This window comes from Gemmobacter denitrificans (genome assembly GCF_036964905.1).
Taxonomy (GTDB): domain Bacteria; phylum Pseudomonadota; class Alphaproteobacteria; order Rhodobacterales; family Rhodobacteraceae; genus Gemmobacter; species Gemmobacter denitrificans.
In genome coordinates this window covers 269,277-286,023 of the sequence record NZ_JBALHR010000001.1, presented here as the reverse complement: position 1 = coordinate 286,023, position 16,747 = coordinate 269,277, and the positions used below count along the sequence as shown (strand labels likewise).

Genomic DNA, 16,747 nt, shown 5'->3' with positions numbered 1-16,747 from the left:
CCCCTTCTGCCGGATTTGCGCCTCTTCTTTGCGGCGCAAGGGGCGTTGATGCAAGGGGTTAGTGCGGGTCTGGCGCACGTTCCCCGGCACGGATCGCGAAGGGCAACCGGTTTTCAGGCGGGGGCAAGGGGCAGACCGCGAAATCGGTAAAGGCGCAGGGTGGGTTGAAGGCGCGGTTGAAATCCAGCACCACCATATTCCCCACCACTTCGCCGATCAGAAAGCGCGACGCGGCATAGGTTTCGCAGCCCGAGGTGGCATCGCGGATCACGAACATCGGTCGACCTGCCTTCATATGCAGCGGCACAAGACCGACATCATGCCCTGCATGGGAAAACCGTGCGACATGGGTTTGCGTGACCCGATCGCTGCGCCCTTTCACCAGTTCCGCCTGTCGGGTGATCGGGCTTGGCAATGCCACCCATTCGGCCCGCACCACCCACGCAGGATCGAAGGCGAAGCAGGTGATCCCCCCGAAATTCAGGCGGCGCGGATCGTCGATCAACCGAACCCGCAGCGCCGCCGCGCCATCAACCACATGGATTTCCAGCATCAGCCCCGCCACCGACAGGCGCGCCGGGGCCTCGGGCTGGGGGTGGAAATCCAGTGTCTCGGTGCTGGTTGTCAGCCGCGCCGTGAGGTCGGAACAAAGCTCCAGCACGCCCAGGTGATCCGGGCCAACCGAAAGAACCACATCGTTCTGCGCTGACCGGCCCACGGTCATCCGGCCCGGGGCGATTTCAACCCGATCGGTCAGGTTCAACCAGCCATCCTCGGCCCGCAGGGCAGCCAGCCGATCCGCCTGCCAAGCGGCCCAGTCCATCAGGCGGCCTCGAACCGGATCGGGCGGCGCAGGAATTGCGTGGCCTTGGACGACACATTGCCCGGATCGCCCGTTGTCAGGAATTTGGATTGCGTGCCGGATCCCAGGAATTCCGGGCGGCGGATCAGGTAATCGGCCAGACTTTCCGCCACCAATCCGGCCTGACTGTACACTTTCACATCCGGCCCAAGCGCCTCTTGAAAGGCCTTTTGCATCAAAGGGTAATGGGTGCATCCCAAAATGGCCGCCTGCGGATGCGGCATCCGGCGCTTCAACGCCTCGACATGGCTGCGCACCAGGGCTTCGGCCAGCAGTTCATCGCCCTGTTCGATTGCATCGACCACACCACCGCAGGGCTGCGCCTCGACATCAACCCCGATCGCGCGGAACGCAAGCTCTCGCTGAAACGCGCGGCTGGCCACGGTCGCGGGCGTTGCAAACAGCGCCACATGCTTCACCGCCACTTCGCGCGGTGGGGAATTGTCACCCCATTGCCGTTCGGTCAGCGCCTCGATCAGCGGCACAAAGACACCCAGCACACGCTTGTCCTTGGGCACCCAGCTTTCCTGCATCCGCTTCAACGCTGCGGCGGATGCGGTATTGCAGGCCAGAATGACCAGATCGCACCCTTCGGCCCAAAGCCGTTCGGTGGCGGCACAGGTCAGATTGAAGATGTCATCATGGGTGCGCACGCCATAGGGCGCGTGGGCATTGTCGCCGAGATAGACAAAGGGCACATCCGGCAAACGCTTCGCCACCGCATCCAGCACCGTCAGCCCGCCAAGGCCGCTGTCGAACACACCCACCGCCATCGTTCTGCCCTCCCGCTACCGGGTCTTGTATTTCGCCTCGAATTCGTGACCCAAAGCATAGGGATCAATCGGATCGGGTGAAAGGGCATAGGTGGCCGCGCGCAGGAAATCCATCATGCCACGCGCATCTGACCCATAACCGGCCAGATCGGCAGCCGGAATCGGTTTGCCGATCACGACCTGCACAGGCCGGTCCAGCCGGGCGCGGAATTCCTTGATCAGCAGGCCCAGACGCAGCGTGTAATGCAGATGGCTCGCAATCTGGAACAACCGGCTGTTATGACCGGTGAAGAACACCGGCACCACCGTCGCCCCGCTGCGCTGGATCAGCTTGGCGGTGAAGTTGCGCCAGCCCGGGTCCAGCGGTTTGGCGAACAGCGGTTTGGCCGAGGTAGAGACCGTGCCCCCCGGAAACACCCCGATCGCACCGCCATCGGCCAGATAGCTCAGCGCCTCGCGCCGGGTTTGCAGGTTCAGCGCCACGGCCTCGGGCGTGGGGTCAAAGCTGATGGGCAGAATCACGCGGCGCAGATCGGGTGCCTTCACAAACACCGAATTGGCCAGAATGCGGAAATCGCCGCGCAGACGGTCCAGCAGATGGCCCATCATCAGCCCGTCCAGAATACCGTAAGGGTGGTTGGCAATCATCACCAGCGGACCCTGCGAAGGGATGGCGGCCAGATCACCGGCCAGCACGTCAAGCTGCAGGCCAAAGCGTTCCGGCATCACCTGCCAGAAGCTGCGCCCCGAGGAAATCTCGTGCTCGTATCCTGCCGCGCGGGCAATGACGCGGTTGCGTCCGGTTCCCTGTTCCAGAGCCCGGATCAACACCCGCCCGGCACGGCTTTGCGCCGCACTGGCATAGCTGATGTCGCGGCTTACATCGGCACGGATCATCCGGCCCCTCCTGTCATTGTTCAGAAGACGGAATAACGACAGGAAGGTCACAGGGTGATGACATTCAGGCCGCCTTGCGTGGCGCAGCGTCCCCGCCTGCACGAATTTTTGCGATCAATTCGGCGCGACGCTTTTCGGCCTTGGCCGCATTAGCCTCTTTCACCGGACCAAAGCCACGGATGGTCAGCGGCAATTCGAGCAACTCGACCAGCAGGGCCTCGGTTTCGGGGCTTGCCAGTGGCAGCAGCGCATCCAGATCGCGTTCATATTGCGCGATCAGCGCGCGTTCCATCCGCCGCTCCGGATGACGCCCGAAAGGATCAAATCTGGTGCCGCGCAGCCCCTTCATCCGCGCCAACAGCCGGAACAGCGGCAAGATCCAGGGGCCGAATTCGCGTTTTCTTGGCCGACCATCCGCCGCCTTGCCGGGCAGAATGGGCGGCGCAAGGTGGAAACGCAGCGCCTTGATGCCGTCCAGCTGTTCTGCCGCCTTTTCAGCGGTTTGCAGATGCAGACGGGCCACTTCGTATTCGTCCTTGTAGGCCAGCAGCTTGTGATAACCCTTGGCCAGCGCCAGCCGCAGCGCAGGCGGGGCCGCATTCACGCGCGCCAGATAGCGCTTGGCCAGAACTTCGTCCTGATAGGCCCGCAGATGATCGGCGCGATAGGCGACGGGATCGACCGGCACGGCCTCTTGCGGCACCAGCAGCGCCTGTGCCTGTTCAGGAAAGGCCTGCGCCCAGCGTCCCAGATCAAAGGCGCGCAGATTGGCCTCCACCCCCGCGCCATTCAGGCGCACCGCTTCGCGCAGCGCGAGTTCCGACAGCGGCACCAGACCGGCCTGCCAGGCCATGCCCAACAGCAGCATGTTGGAATAGATCGAATCCCCAAGCGCAACCCGGGCCAGTTCCGACGTGTCGATGAAACTGACCCCATCGCGCAGGCGTGCCTGAAGAGCGACGCGCAAATCTTCTTGCGGAATACGAAATTCGGTATTGCGGGTGAATTCGCCCGTCACGATTTCATGGTCGTTCACCACGGCACGCGTGCGCCCTGTGGTCATCAGGCCAATGGTCTTTGCGCCTGCCGTCACCACGAGATCACCGCCAATCACCGCGTCAGCCTCGCCCACCGAAACCCGGATGGCCGAGATATCTTCGGGGGCATTGGCGATGCGGCAATGGATATGCACCGCGCCGCCTTTCTGGGCGAGGCCGGCCATCTCCATCATCCCCGCGCCTTTGCCATCCAGATGCGCAGCCATGGCCAGGATCGCGCCAATGGTCACAACGCCTGTGCCGCCGACCCCGGTGATCACGATGTTATGTGTGCCCCGGATCATGGGCAGCGCGGGTTCAGGCAAAGCAGGAAGATCAAGCGCCAGGCCTTTGGATTTCTTTGGCTTTGCACCTTCCAGTGTCACAAAGCTGGGGCAGAACCCCTGCAGACAGCTGAAATCCTTGTTGCACGACGATTGGTCGATCCCGCGCTTGCGCCCCAACTCGGTTTCCACCGGCACCACCGAAACGCAGTTCGATTGCACGCCACAATCGCCGCACCCTTCGCAAACATCGGTGTTGATGAAGACGCGGCGGTCGATGTCAGGAAAGCTGCCTTTCTTGCGGCGGCGGCGTTTTTCGGCGGCGCAGGTCTGAACATAAAGAAGAACCGACACGCCGGGCACCTTGGCCAGACGCTTCTGCACAGGGTCGAGCGCGTCGCGGGTTTCGCGCTTCACCTCAGCGGGGAATTTCGACAGATCGAGCCCCTCCTTGGGGTCATGAACCAGCACGACCTCGCGCACGCCCATGGCCAGAACCTCGCGGGCAATGCGGTCGGGCGTCAGGCCGCCTTCATTGAACTGACCACCCGTCATGGCGACCGCGTCATTGAACAGGATCTTGTAGGTGATGTTGGTGCCTGCCGCCAAGGCCGCCCGGATCGCCTGCGCACCGGAATGGTTATAGGTGCCATCGCCCAGGTTCTGGAACACGTGATCCCGTTTGGAAAACGGCGCCTCGCCCACCCAGCTCACCCCTTCACCGCCCATCTGGGTAAAGCCGGTGGTGGTGCGGTCCATCCATTGCACCATGTAATGACAGCCGATCCCGGCATAGGCACGGCTGCCCTCGGGCACCTTGGTCGAACTGTTATGCGGGCAGCCGGAGCAGAAATAGGGCAGACGCGCCGCTAGATCGCGGGCATTGTCGGCCCGGCGCATGTCCTGAATGCGGGCCAGCCCCACCTTGATGCGGTCGGTGCCGCGGCCTTCCTCGATCAGGATGCCGCCCAGCTTTTCGGCAATCAGCATCGGATCCAGCGCATAGCGCGTGGGAAACAGCTCTTCTTGGGTCCGGTCGTGATGCCAGCCCAACACGCGGCGGCCCCGGCGGTTGTCAAAGATCGCTTCCTTGACCTGCACTTCGATCAGCTTGCGCTTTTCTTCGACAACCACAATGATTTCAAGACCTTCTGCCCATTCATTAAAACCCTTCATGTCCATGGGGAAGGTTTGGCCCACCTTGTAGGTGGTCAGGCCCAGCCGGTCAGCCTCGGCGGCGTCGATCCCCAGCAAAGACAGAGCATGCGTCAGGTCCAGCCAGTTCTTTCCCGCCGCAACGAAGCCGATCCGGGCACCGGGGCGGCCCCAGACGCGCTTGTCCATCTTGTTGGCATGGCTGAAGGCTTCGGCGGCAAAGCGCTTGTAGTCGATCATCCGCGCTTCCTGCGCGACGGGCGTATCGCCCAGACGGATATTCAGCCCGCCCGGCGGCATGCGGAAGTCAGGGGTCACGAATTGCATGCGGAACGGGCTGCCATCGACAACGGCGGTGGCCTCTACCGTGTCCTTCATCGTCTTCAGACCCACCCAGACCCCGGCAAAACGGCTGAGCGCCCAGCCATACAGGCCGTAATCCAGCACTTCCTGAACACCGGCCGGGCTGACCACCGGCATATAGGCATCAACCATCGCCCAGTCGGACTGGTGCAGCACGGTCGAGCTTTCGCCGGTGTGATCATCGCCCATCGCCATCAGCACCCCACCATGGCGGCTGGTTCCGGCCATATTGGCATGGCGCATGACATCGCCGGTACGATCCACCCCCGGGCCTTTGCCGTACCACAGGGCAAAGACGCCGTCATGCTTGCCCTCGCCGCGCAATTCCGCCTGCTGACTGCCCCAGATGGCCGTGGCAGCCAGATCCTCGTTCAGGCCGGGCTGGAACAGGATATCGGCAGCCGCCAGTTCCCGCTGGGCCTTGCTCATGGTCAGATCGACCGCCCCCAGGGGCGACCCGCGATAGCCGGTGCAATAGCCCGCCGTATCAAGCCCTGCGGCACGGTCGCGCGCCCGCTGCATCAGCATCAGACGCACCAGCGCCTGTGTGCCATTCAGCAAGACAGGTGATTTGGCCAGATCATAGCGATCCGCCAAAGTGACATTCCTCAGGATCGCATCCTGCTTGCCCATTGTGCACCTCCCCTGCAAATCGGCTGGCCTTGCAGCATAATAGGTCACAATTACTGACCTACAAAGCGGAAAATCGCATGATTGTAATGTTTACAGGTGCGGTTTCCTCTCTATGTAGGGACAGCGATGTTAGCGTCAAAGAAACGAACAAGAGTTGCGCGATGGATTGGGACAAGCTCAGGATATTTCACGCGGTGGCGGATGCGGGCAGCCTGACCCATGCGGGCGATACGCTGCATCTGTCGCAATCGGCTGTCAGCCGGCAAATTCGTGCATTGGAGGAAAGCCTGAATGTCACGCTGTTCCACCGCCATGCGCGGGGGCTGATTCTGACTGAACAGGGCGAATTGCTGTTCGATGCCACCACCGCAATGGTGAAGCGGCTCGATGCGGCAGCAGCCCGTATCCGCGACAGCGAGGATGAGGTGTTCGGCGAATTGCGGGTGACCACGACCACCGGCTTCGGCACACTCTGGCTCGCGCCGCGCCTGCCCGCGCTTTACAAGAAGTATCCGGCCCTGAAGATCGACCTGATGCTGGAAGAACGCGTGCTCGATCTGCCCATGCGCGAGGCTGATGTGGCCATTCGCATGAAGGAACCCAGTCAGGCCGACCTGATCCGCCGCCGCCTGATGAACATCAGGATGCGCCTTTATGCGACGCCGGAATATCTGGCGGATCACGGCATGCCCGAAACCATGGCCGATTTCAGCGCCCATCGATTGATCTGCCAGCATGCAGGCACGGCCCAGGTGGCAGCCGGTGCCAATCTGGTGGCGCAGCTCATGAGCTATGACATTCCGTCAACCCTGACGGTGAACAACTATTTCGGCGTGCTGCAGGGTGTCCTGAGCCATCTGGGGATCGGCGTGCTGCCCGATTACGTCACCGAAGACTTCCCGCATCTGCAACGCGTGTTGCCCGAAGTGGAATCCAACGAAGTGCCGGTCTTCCTCGCCTATCCCGAGGAGCTGCGGCATTCCAAGCGTGTGGCCGCCTTCCGCGACTTTGTGACGGAAGAGATCATGCAATTCCGTAAATCCCATATATCTTAATGACTTGCACAAATTGCGCCCCAGCTATGCATCGGGCGCATGGCGGGCATGCTGCGTATGCAGCATGATTTGGCTTGAACGGAATCACCGCCATGCCTAAATCCCGCCATGAAGACGGTGGTTGAGACACTCTCCCACAATCTTCATACCTCCCTGTTGGACTTGGGCCGAGCTTCTGCTCGGCCTTTTTTTTGTTTTTCGGGCGGTTTTTTTCGATTGCCGGTCAATGCGGCAGCGCAGAAAGCCGTTTGCGCAGAAACAAGGCATCCGCAGCAGAGGGTGCGGCGGCGATGGCGGCGGCATAGGCGCTGCGCGACTCGGCCCAGCGGGACTGACGTGCATGAAGTTCGGCCTGAACGGCCATCAGCGGCTGATAGCAGGCCAGATCGGCCTGCAGGCTTGCAACCAAGGCATCAGCCGCTTCCAGCAACCCCAGTTCCATCAGCACAACGGCGCGGTTCAGCTCGATCACGGGCGAAGGTTCAAACCGCAACAGCGCGTCATATAGTGCAAGGCTCTGTCGCCAGTCCGGGCCTTCGGGGGCCATGATACAGGCCGCCAGCGCCGCCTTGATCTGAAACGGACCTGGCGCCCGGCGCGGAAGGGCTGCCTCCAGCAGGCGCTGCCCTTCGGCCAGCAAGGCCGCGTCCCACAAGGTGCGATCCTGTTCGGCGGGCGGCACCAGCGCCCCATCGCTGCCGATCCGGGCAGCTCGCCTTGCATGGGTCAGAGCCATGAGCGCGAGTATCCCCTCCACCTCCGCCTGATCGGGGCACAGCGTCACAAGCAGCCGCGCCAGAAACAGCGCCTCTTCGCACAGTCCGCAACCTGCGCGCGGACCCTGGTGATAGCCTTGATTGAAAACCAGATAGACGACATCCAGCACCGCCCCCAGACGCGCAGTCCAGGCTTCTGGACCAGGCACGACGAACCCCACCCCTGCCTGCGCCAGACGCGCCTTGGCCCGGCTGAGACGCTGGCCCATCGTCGGTTCGGCATCCAGAAAGGCGGCGGCAATCTGTGCGGTCGTCAAACCCGCAATGCAGCGCAAGGTCAGCGCCACCTGACTTTTGCGATCCAGGACCGGATGACAACAGGTGAAGATAAGCCGCAACCGCTCATCCGCGATGTCTTCGGCCAGATCGGCCTCCTGGCGCAGCAAGGGGGCCAGATTGCGTGCCTTTTCCGTCTCTCGTCCCTCGCGGCGATAGCCGTCAATCGCCTTGCGCAGCCCGACGCGCAAAAGCCATGCCACCGGGTTTGACGGCACACCAGCCCGCCCCCAATGCACATGGGCCGAGGCCAAGGCCTCTTGCAACGCTTCCTCCGCACGGGAGAAATCACCGATCCGCGCCACAAGGGCGGCCAGAAGCCGCCCTTGATCCTGCCGTATCAGCGCCGCGAGCGCTGTGGCCGCTGTCACGAATAATCCATCACCGGGCGGATTTCGACCGTACCTGTGCGAGCGATCGGAATGGCGGCGGCAAATGCCTGCGCATCGTGCAGGCTGGCCGCTTCGATCAGGTAATAGCCCCCCAGATGCTCCCGCGATTCCGCAAAGGGGCCATCCATGGTTTCCACCTTGCCATTGCGCATCTTCAAGCAGGTCGCGGTTTCCACACCTTGCAGACCTTCGCCTGACAGGACCATCGCAAAATGGGCCATACGTTTGTCCAGCGTCATGAACTCTTCCATCCAGGGCTCAAATTCCGGGGTGCCCGGCACAGGGTCATCGGCAGGATTACCGTAAAGCAGAACCATGTATTTCATCAGCAGTCTCCTGTGGTTTGTGAAAAGAGATTGGAAATTCGGTTCACAATGGCGGCGCAAGCGCCAGCATCCGTGCAGCATCCGCGTTGCTGCAAGCGGGGGTGGGTCTGGCTCATGTCAATTGCCTGCCGGATTGTAATCCATCACCGGGCGCAATTCGATGGTGCCATAAGGTGCCGAGGGGATCATCGCGGCATATTTCAGGGCGGTGTCCAGATCGGGCACATCCATGATGTAATAGCCACCCAGATGTTCCTTGGTTTCGGCGAAAGGGCCATCCATGGTTTCCACCTTGCCGCCACGAATGCGCAGCGACACGGCGGTCTCGACGCCCTGCAGCCCATCACCGGCCACAAGATGGCCTGCGGCTTTCAGGGCCTCGTTCACAGCGAAATAGCCTTGCATCATCGCGTCGAATTCGGGGGTGCCCCAAGCGGGTTCAAGCGCAGGGTCGGTGTAGATCAGGGCCATGTATTGCATCATCCGTCTCCTTTGGGGTCATGGAAGGTAAAGGCAGGTCGGTTTACAGCGGCAGGGCAAGCGCCAGCAGCACGATCAGGATCAGCAAGGCCGCGATATTGGTGCTGTTGCCCACAATGCGCATCACATGGGTCGCCTGACGCGCCTTCAACCCGAAGGGATGCGCTACACGGCCCAGCACCGTCAGTCCGCCAGCCAGATGCAGCCAGAATGCCCCTGCCCCGACCAGTTCGGCCACGATCAACAGGATCAGCAGCATCGGCACCCATTCCACGAAATTGCCGTGGCAGCGGATGCGTTCATGCAGGCTGTCATTGCCGCCATCCCCGATGGAAATGTTCAGCGCGGCCCGGGTCCGTGTCACATTGAACCAAAGCACCAGAAATATCGCGGCCAGCGGCAGTGCATAGAGCGGGGTCACGGCAAGTGTGGTCATGGCAAATCCTGTGTTTTGCGTTTCCGATGTCCCAAGGACGTCTGACCTTCGCCGATTTCGACAAGGGGCTGCAAAAAAACTGCCCCGCGGCGAAAAAAGTTGGGGGCGCGGCTAGCGGCCCACCTTTCACCCCCGATGCGATTGCCCTATGAGGCGGGCACGCCAGTCAGAGATGAGGGAAGCCATGACCGAACCCGCAATCACCCCCGAGCTGATCGCTTCGCATGGCCTCAAACCCGACGAATATCAGCGCATCCTTGACATCATCGGGCGCGAACCGACCTTCACAGAACTGGGCATCTTTTCGGCCATGTGGAACGAACATTGTTCCTACAAATCGTCGAAGGTGCATCTGCGCAAGCTGCCGACCACTGGCCCGCAGGTGATCTGCGGCCCGGGCGAAAATGCCGGTGTGGTGGATATCGGCGATGGTCAGGCAGTCATCTTCAAGATGGAAAGCCACAACCACCCCTCTTACATCGAACCCCATCAGGGGGCAGCTACCGGCGTGGGTGGCATACTGCGCGATGTGTTCACCATGGGCGCGCGCCCCATTGCGGCGATGAATGCGCTGTCCTTCGGTCTGCCCAGCCATCCCAAGACCAGCCATCTGGTGAAGGGCGTCGTCGAAGGGATCGGCAGCTACGGCAATGCCTTCGGCGTGCCGACCGTCGGGGGCGAAGTGCGCTTCCATCGCGCCTATAATGGCAACTGTCTGGTGAATGCCTTTGCCGCCGGTCTGGCCGATGCCGACAAGATCTTCTATTCCGCCGCATCAGGCGTGGGCATGCCTGTCGTCTATCTGGGGGCCAAGACCGGCCGCGATGGCGTGGGCGGGGCCACCATGGCCAGCGCCGAATTCGACGAAAGCATCGAGGAAAAGCGCCCGACCGTGCAGGTTGGCGACCCCTTCACCGAAAAACGCCTTCTCGAGGCCTGTCTGGAACTGATGCAGACCGGGGCCGTCATCTCCATTCAGGATATGGGCGCGGCCGGGCTGACCTGTTCGGCAGTGGAAATGGGCGACAAGGGCGGCCTTGGCATCCGGCTCAATCTGGATCAGGTTCCGCAGCGCGAGGCGGCGATGACCGCCTATGAAATGATGCTGTCCGAAAGCCAGGAGCGTATGCTCATGGTGCTGCGCCCGGAGAAAGAGGCCGTGGCCCGCGCGATCTTTGAAAAATGGGATCTCGATTTTGCCATTGTGGGCGAAACCATTCCCGAAGACCGCTTCCTGATCCTGCATGGCAATGAGGTGAAGGCCGATCTGCCGCTGTCGAAACTGTCGTCCAGCGCGCCGGAATACAACCGCCCCTGGGTGGAAACCCCGGCTGCGGCCCCGCTGGGCGCTGTGCCGGAGATCGGCGCCATCGAGGCGCTGCGCGCCCTGATCGGCAGCCCGACCTATGCCCACAAGGCCTGGGTCTGGGAACAGTATGACAGCCAGGTCGGTGCCGATACGGTGATCCGTCCGGGCATGGCGGCGGGCGTGGTGCGGGTGCATGGCTCGGGCAAGGCCCTGGCCTTCACCAGCGACGTGACCCCGCGCTATGTGAAGGCCAATCCGGTGCAGGGTGGCCGTCAGGCCGTGGCCGAAGCCTATCGCAACCTGACTGCCGTGGGCGCGCTGCCGCTGGCCACCACCGACAACCTGAATTTCGGCAACCCCGAAAAGCCCGAAATCATGGGCCAGTTCGTCGGTGCGCTGCAGGGCATCGGCGAGGCTTGCCGTGCGCTCGACATGCCCATCGTGTCGGGCAACGTGTCGCTTTACAATGAAACCGACGGCCAACCGATCCTGCCCACCCCGACCATAGGCGCCGTGGGCCTGCTGCGCAACCTGGATGAGCTGATCGCGGGTCAACCGGTCGCAGGCGATGTGGCTTTGCTGATCGGTGAAACCTTCGGGCATCTGGGCCAGTCGGCCCTGCTGGCAGAAGCCTTCGGGATCGAAGAGGGCGATGCGCCTGCGGTCGATCTGGAGGTAGAGAAGCGCAACGGCGATTTCATCCGCGCGATGCGCGCCCATATCCGCGCCTGCACCGATCTGGGCGATGGCGGCCTTGCACTGGCGGCGTTTGAAATGGCCGAGGGCGCGGGGCTTGGTCTGGCGCTTGATGCCGGTGATATCCCGACGCTGTTCGGGGAAGATCAGGCCCGCTATCTGCTTGGCGTTTCGGAAGACAGCGCCGCCGCCATCGAGGCCGCCGCCCTGACCACCGGTGTCGCCGTGCAGCGGGTGGGCCGGTTTGGCGGGGATCGTGTGGCGCTTGGTGCGGCCTCTGCGCCGCTGGCCGATCTGTCAGCGCTTTATCGCGGGGCCTTTGCCGAAGCCATCGAGTAAGCCGCCACCCTGCCCGAACGGGCGTGCCACCCTGGCCCGCAAGCGTGACCTGCCAGTCACGCCTTGCAGCCCGGCCCGGCCCGCCCTAGATTGATCGTGAAGGACAGGAGGCCCATCATGCCCATGGAAGGCAAGGATATCGAGGCGCTGATCCGGGAAAGCTTTCCGGAGGCAAAAATTACCATCACCGACCTCGCCGGCGACGGCAATCACTGGGCGGCAGAGGTGATCGACGCCAGCTTCAAGGGCATGAACCGGGTGCAGCAACAGCGTGCGGTCTATGCCAGCCTGAAAGGCAAGATGGATGGGGCCCATGGCGAATTGCACGCGCTGGCCCTGACCACCAAGGCGCCGGAGTAACGGGCGATGACGTTCAAGATCATCGTTCTGGCTGTGTTGGCGGGGATCGTGGTCTTGATCTGGACCAGTCAGCAGCGTCGGCGCAGCATCTATCGCCCGCTGGCAGGCCCGGCCCCGAAAGCCCCGGCCCTTGGGACTGAGGCGATTGATCACGCGGCATTTCAATTGGCTGTGCTGCGGAACGAAGAAATCAGCGCGCGGGCACAGTCACGGCTCTGAACCCGCCTCGCAAACCCCTCCCTCTTGAGACTGGAGCCTCGCTCCAACATACGAAGGAATGAAACTATGAGCGCGCAGGACCAGATCCGCGAGACGATCAGCACCAATGACGTGGTGCTGTTCATGAAGGGCACCAAGATGATGCCGCAATGCGGTTTCTCCAGCCGGGTGGCGGGTATCCTCAATTACATGGGCGTTGAATTCGCCGATGTGAACGTGCTGGCCGATCCCGAGATCCGCCAAGGGATCAAGGATTTCTCGGAATGGCCCACGATTCCGCAGCTTTATGTGAAGGGCGAATTCGTCGGTGGCTGCGACATCGTGACCGAAATGACCATCTCGGGCGAGCTGGATCAACTGTTTGAAACCAATGGCGTGGCCTTCAACAAGGAAGCCGCCGACAAGATCCGCGAAGCCAACGCCTGATCCCGCAGTATGTGCGCAAAAGGCCCGCCACTTGGCGGGCCTTTTTCATGCGCAGCTGCCTGACCCTAGGCTGTGGGCTCCATTTCGACCCGCTCGGCCAATGCTTCCGCGCGGGCGGCAATTTCGGCCAGGGTTTGCGCGACCTGCGGCGGAATGACCGGCACTTCGATGCGCACCGGTGCCGGGGTCGCCCGGGCCTCCAGTTCGGCAAGCTTCTGGCGCAGCAGGCGCAGTTCGTCTTCCAATGCGGCCGTCTTGTCCGCCAGCATCAGCCCCGCCATCAAGAGCATGCGGCTTTCCGGCAGGCGCCCCATCTGGGTAACCAGCAACTGCGCCTCGGCATCGAGCAGGCTGGCAGCGGCACGCAGGAAATGCTCCTCACCGGCCTGACATGCGACCTGGAACACCCGGCCGCCGATATGGATATCCACCTCAGGCATCGACTTTCTCCGCTGTCACAATGGGCAAGAGTTCGGCAACGATTTCGTCCAGTTCGGCCGCCTCGGAGGAGCGCGCAGCGCGCAGGGCTTCCAGCTCGGCCAACATGGCCTTATTGAGCAGATGCGCCTCGACCCCGGTCGATTGCTGTTCGCGGATCATCCGCAACGCCTCGCGCAGCTGGATCGTGCTTTTGCGCATCCGGTGGACCTCGACGCCCTGCACGTCCAGCTGACGGGTCAGTTGCGCGATGCGCTCTTCCAGCGCGGCCACGACATCGGGCTGGATGGGCGCCGTTGCAACGGATTCAAGCTCCTTGATGCGCGCCTGGGCTGCCGCCAGATCACCGTCTGGCGCGGGGGCCGCCGCCAAGGTTGCTTCAAGTTCTGCGATCCGGGCCTTGGCCTCGACCCATGCGGCCTCAAGGCCGGAGTTATCCGCCGAAGGCGCGGCCTCCAGTTCGGCAATCCGAGCCCGGGCCTCGGCCAGTTCCGCGGCCAACACGGACGCATCAGGTGCAGCGGCGGCTTCCAACTCGGCAATCCGGTCTTTCGCCGCAGCCAATTCCACTTGCAGCGCCGACACATCCGGCGTTGCCGCAGCTTCAAGCTCTGCAATACGCGCCTTGGCCTCGGTCCAAGCGGCCTCCAGCCCCGTTACATCTGTTGTCGCAGGGGCTGCCTGCACTTCAGTGATCCGCGCGGTTGCTTCATCCAGACGCGCCTGCAAGGCGGCAGCATCAGCCTCCAGTTCGGAAATGCGGGCCTGTGCGGCAGTCAGAGCTTGTGCTGCGCCTTCATCGGTCGAAGGTCCCCCGCTCCGCTGCCGCGTCAACCCCGCATCGATCCGGTCCAGCGCAGCCAGGACGCGTCTTTCCAGCCCTGCCAAATCTTCCATGCCTGTCCTGCCTTCCGCTTGTGGCCGCGCCCCCACGGGCCGTTGGCAAATTCGCGAATCGCGCGCAATTGTGCCCGTGCGACTCTGGTTCCAAGATTGCGCCGATTGCGCCCCCGATGCCAAGGGCCTTTCCCGTCAGATAGTTGCCGCAAAATCCCCCAAGCCAGCTTGATCTTGCCGAAAGGGCTGGTATGGACCGGGGCGAAAGCTTGTCAGCAACAAGGATCAGCCCTCGTGGATATTGCGACCCTGCGTGCCCAGCACCCCGCCCATTGGAAGAAAGCCTGCGCGATCCGCGTGCTGACGCTTGATGCGGTGGCGGCGGCGAATTCGGGCCATTCCGGCATGCCGATGGGCATGGCCGATGTGGCAACGGTTCTGTTCGAAAAGCATCTGAAATTCGACCCCGCAGCCCCCAACTGGCCCGACCGGGATCGGTTCATCCTGTCGGCAGGGCATGGGTCGATGCTGATCTACAGCCTGCTGCACCTGACGGGCTACAAGCAGGCCACGCTGGAGGAATTGAAGAACTTCCGCCAATGGGGTGCCCGCACCGCAGGCCATCCGGAATATGGCCATCTGGAAGGTGTGGAAACCACCACCGGCCCGCTGGGCCAGGGCATTTCAAACGCCGTGGGCTTTGCCATGGCCGAGGAATCCCTGCGCGCCCGGTGGGGTTCCAAGGTGATGGATCACTACACCTATGTCATCGCAGGCGACGGCTGCCTGATGGAAGGTGTGAGCCAGGAAGCCATCGGGATCGCGGGCAAGCACCAGCTGTCGCGGCTGATCGTGCTGTGGGACAACAACGGCATCACCATCGACGGCAAGGTGGAAATCGCTGACATCACCGACCAGAAGGCCCGTTTCGCCGCCAGCGGCTGGGATGTGTTCGAATGTGACGGCCATGATCCCATCGCGATCGACGCGGCCATCGACATGGCCAAACGCTCGCCCCGCCCGGCCATGATCGCCTGCAAGACCCATATCGCCCTTGGGTCATCGGCGCAGGACACGTCGAAGGGCCATGGCGCGCTGACGGACAAACAGCTGATTGCCGATACCCGCGCCGTCTATGGCTGGGACCACGGCCCGTTCGATATCCCTGCCGATGTAAAGGCCGCATGGGAGGCAACCGGCGCCCGGGGTGCTGCTGCCCGCGCCGAATGGGAAGCGCGTCTGGCCAGCCTCTCTGCCGCGAAACAGGCCGAATTCGCTCGCGTCTTTGCCGGTGACGCACCTGCCAAGCTGGGCGGGGCCATTCGTGGCGTGAAGAAGGCGGCGGTCGAGGCCCCGAAAAAACTCGCCACCCGCTCGGCTTCGGAACTGGTTCTGGCCGCCGTGAACCCGGTGATGCAGGAAACCATTGGCGGTTCGGCTGACCTGACCGGGTCCAACAACACCAAGACCCCCGATCTGGGCATCTTCGACCCGATCAACCGCAAGGGGCGCTATGTGTTCTGGGGCATCCGCGAACACGGAATGGCCGCCGCGATGAATGGCATGGCGCTGCATGGCGGCGTGCGGCCCTATTCGGGCACCTTCATGTGCTTCACCGATTATGCCCGCCCGTCGATGCGCCTGTCGGCGCTGATGCAGGTGCCGGTGGTCTATGTCATGACCCATGACAGCATCGGCCTTGGCGAAGATGGCCCGACCCACCAGCCGGTCGAGCATCTGGCGATCAGCCGCGCCACCCCGAACACCTGGGTGTTCCGTCCCGCCGATCTGGTGGAAACGGCTGAGGCTTGGGAATTGGCGCTCTCGACCAAGACCACGCCTTCGGTCATGGCGCTCAGCCGCCAGGGCGTCGCCGCCGTGCGCAAGACCCATACCAACCAGAACCTGACCGCCAAGGGCGCCTATGTTCTGGCCGAAGCCACCGGCAAGCGTCAGGTCATCCTGATCGCCACCGGCACCGAGGTGGAAATCGCGCTGAAGGCCCGCGACATGCTGGAGGCCGAAGGCATCGGCACCCGTGTCGTCTCCATGCCCTGCATGGAACTGTTCGCAGCGCAGGATGAGGCCTATCGCAAGAAAGTTCTGCCCGCAGGCCCCGCCCGCATCGCCATCGAGGCCGGTGTGCGCATGGGCTGGGATCGCTGGCTGCTGGGCGAGCGTGGCAAGGAAGCCAAGGCCGATTTCGTCGGCATGTCCTCTTTCGGCGCTTCGGCCCCGGCAGAACGCCTGTATCAGGAATTCGGCATCACCGCCGAAGCGACCGTGGCCAAGGCCAAGGCGCTGCTCTGATCCGGCGCTGAGCCGAAAAAACGAAAGGGCCGCATCTCGCGGCCCTTTTTGTTTTGGCTCTGGCCGGG

General features: G+C 62.8%; 16 protein-coding genes. 6 read left to right on the top strand and 10 right to left on the bottom strand.

Annotated features, from left to right (window positions below; all coding sequences use genetic code 11):
• Positions 1-58: 58 nt before the first annotated feature.
• The 4 genes from V6590_RS01380 to V6590_RS01365 all read right to left on the bottom strand — a co-directional run bounded on the left by V6590_RS01380 (position 59) and on the right by V6590_RS01365 (position 6,004).
• On the bottom strand, positions 59-823 hold the full coding sequence (locus V6590_RS01380) for a DUF1684 domain-containing protein (protein ID WP_335418420.1): 765 nt from the start codon (positions 821-823) through the stop codon (positions 59-61).
• The gene (locus tag V6590_RS01375; RefSeq protein WP_335418417.1) at positions 823-1,635 is read right to left on the bottom strand and encodes a glutamate racemase; all 813 of its coding nucleotides are present in this window, start codon (positions 1,633-1,635) and stop codon (positions 823-825) included. Before V6590_RS01375 ends, V6590_RS01380 begins: the two co-directional genes overlap by 1 nt.
• A gap of 15 nt (positions 1,636-1,650) precedes the next feature.
• Positions 1,651-2,532, bottom strand: a complete 882-nt coding sequence (locus tag V6590_RS01370) for a lysophospholipid acyltransferase family protein (RefSeq protein WP_335418414.1) — start codon at positions 2,530-2,532, stop codon at positions 1,651-1,653.
• Between the two features lie 64 nt (positions 2,533-2,596).
• Positions 2,597-6,004, bottom strand: coding sequence for an indolepyruvate ferredoxin oxidoreductase family protein (locus V6590_RS01365; RefSeq protein ID WP_335418411.1), 3,408 nt, complete (start codon positions 6,002-6,004; stop codon positions 2,597-2,599).
• Positions 6,005-6,165: 161 nt separating this feature from the next.
• On the opposite strand from V6590_RS01365, the gene V6590_RS01360 reads away from it, so the two are divergent.
• Entirely contained in the window at positions 6,166-7,059 is an 894-nt protein-coding gene (locus V6590_RS01360) for a LysR family transcriptional regulator (protein ID WP_335418408.1), read from the top strand.
• Between the two features lie 223 nt (positions 7,060-7,282).
• On the opposite strand, the gene V6590_RS01355 is transcribed toward V6590_RS01360, so the two are convergent.
• From V6590_RS01355 to V6590_RS01340, 4 genes are all read right to left on the bottom strand, one after another.
• Positions 7,283-8,482, bottom strand: a complete 1,200-nt coding sequence (locus V6590_RS01355) for an RNA polymerase sigma factor (protein WP_335418405.1) — start codon at positions 8,480-8,482, stop codon at positions 7,283-7,285.
• Positions 8,479-8,829, bottom strand: coding sequence for a YciI family protein (locus tag V6590_RS01350; protein WP_335418403.1), 351 nt, complete (start codon positions 8,827-8,829; stop codon positions 8,479-8,481). The genes V6590_RS01355 and V6590_RS01350 overlap by 4 nt, the downstream gene beginning before the upstream one ends.
• A gap of 117 nt (positions 8,830-8,946) precedes the next feature.
• The gene (locus V6590_RS01345) at positions 8,947-9,309 is read right to left on the bottom strand and encodes a YciI family protein (RefSeq protein ID WP_335418400.1); all 363 of its coding nucleotides are present in this window, start codon (positions 9,307-9,309) and stop codon (positions 8,947-8,949) included.
• Positions 9,310-9,352: 43 nt separating this feature from the next.
• The gene (locus tag V6590_RS01340) at positions 9,353-9,745 is read right to left on the bottom strand and encodes an MAPEG family protein (RefSeq protein ID WP_335418398.1); all 393 of its coding nucleotides are present in this window, start codon (positions 9,743-9,745) and stop codon (positions 9,353-9,355) included.
• 184 nt (positions 9,746-9,929) lie between these two features.
• Here V6590_RS01340 and purL point away from each other — a divergent pair, with 184 nt between their 5' ends.
• The 4 genes from purL to grxD all read left to right on the top strand — a co-directional run bounded on the left by purL (position 9,930) and on the right by grxD (position 13,094).
• Positions 9,930-12,089 carry a phosphoribosylformylglycinamidine synthase subunit PurL gene (gene purL, locus V6590_RS01335; RefSeq protein ID WP_335418395.1) on the top strand — a complete coding sequence of 720 codons (2,160 nt, stop codon included), beginning with the start codon at positions 9,930-9,932 and terminating at the stop codon, positions 12,087-12,089.
• Positions 12,090-12,206: 117 nt separating this feature from the next.
• Positions 12,207-12,449: a BolA/IbaG family iron-sulfur metabolism protein gene (locus V6590_RS01330; RefSeq protein ID WP_335418393.1), complete on the top strand. Its 243-nt coding sequence runs from the start codon at positions 12,207-12,209 to the stop codon at positions 12,447-12,449.
• A gap of 6 nt (positions 12,450-12,455) precedes the next feature.
• Positions 12,456-12,668: a hypothetical protein gene (locus V6590_RS01325; RefSeq protein ID WP_335418390.1), complete on the top strand. Its 213-nt coding sequence runs from the start codon at positions 12,456-12,458 to the stop codon at positions 12,666-12,668.
• Positions 12,669-12,734: 66 nt separating this feature from the next.
• A complete protein-coding gene (grxD, locus tag V6590_RS01320) occupies positions 12,735-13,094 on the top strand; it encodes a Grx4 family monothiol glutaredoxin (RefSeq protein WP_335418387.1) in 360 nt (119 codons plus the stop codon).
• Positions 13,095-13,159: 65 nt separating this feature from the next.
• Here the strand turns inward: grxD and V6590_RS01315 are convergent, their stop codons facing one another.
• The gene (locus V6590_RS01315) at positions 13,160-13,534 is read right to left on the bottom strand and encodes a cell division protein ZapA (RefSeq protein ID WP_335418383.1); all 375 of its coding nucleotides are present in this window, start codon (positions 13,532-13,534) and stop codon (positions 13,160-13,162) included.
• Positions 13,527-14,429: a coiled-coil domain-containing protein gene (locus V6590_RS01310; RefSeq protein WP_335418380.1), complete on the bottom strand. Its 903-nt coding sequence runs from the start codon at positions 14,427-14,429 to the stop codon at positions 13,527-13,529. The genes V6590_RS01315 and V6590_RS01310 overlap by 8 nt, the downstream gene beginning before the upstream one ends.
• A 234-nt stretch (positions 14,430-14,663) precedes the next feature.
• Between V6590_RS01310 and tkt the strand changes: the two genes are divergently transcribed.
• Complete coding sequence (gene tkt / locus V6590_RS01305; protein WP_335418378.1) at positions 14,664-16,679, top strand: transketolase; 2,016 nt, start codon at positions 14,664-14,666, stop codon at positions 16,677-16,679.
• Positions 16,680-16,747 lie beyond the last annotated feature (68 nt).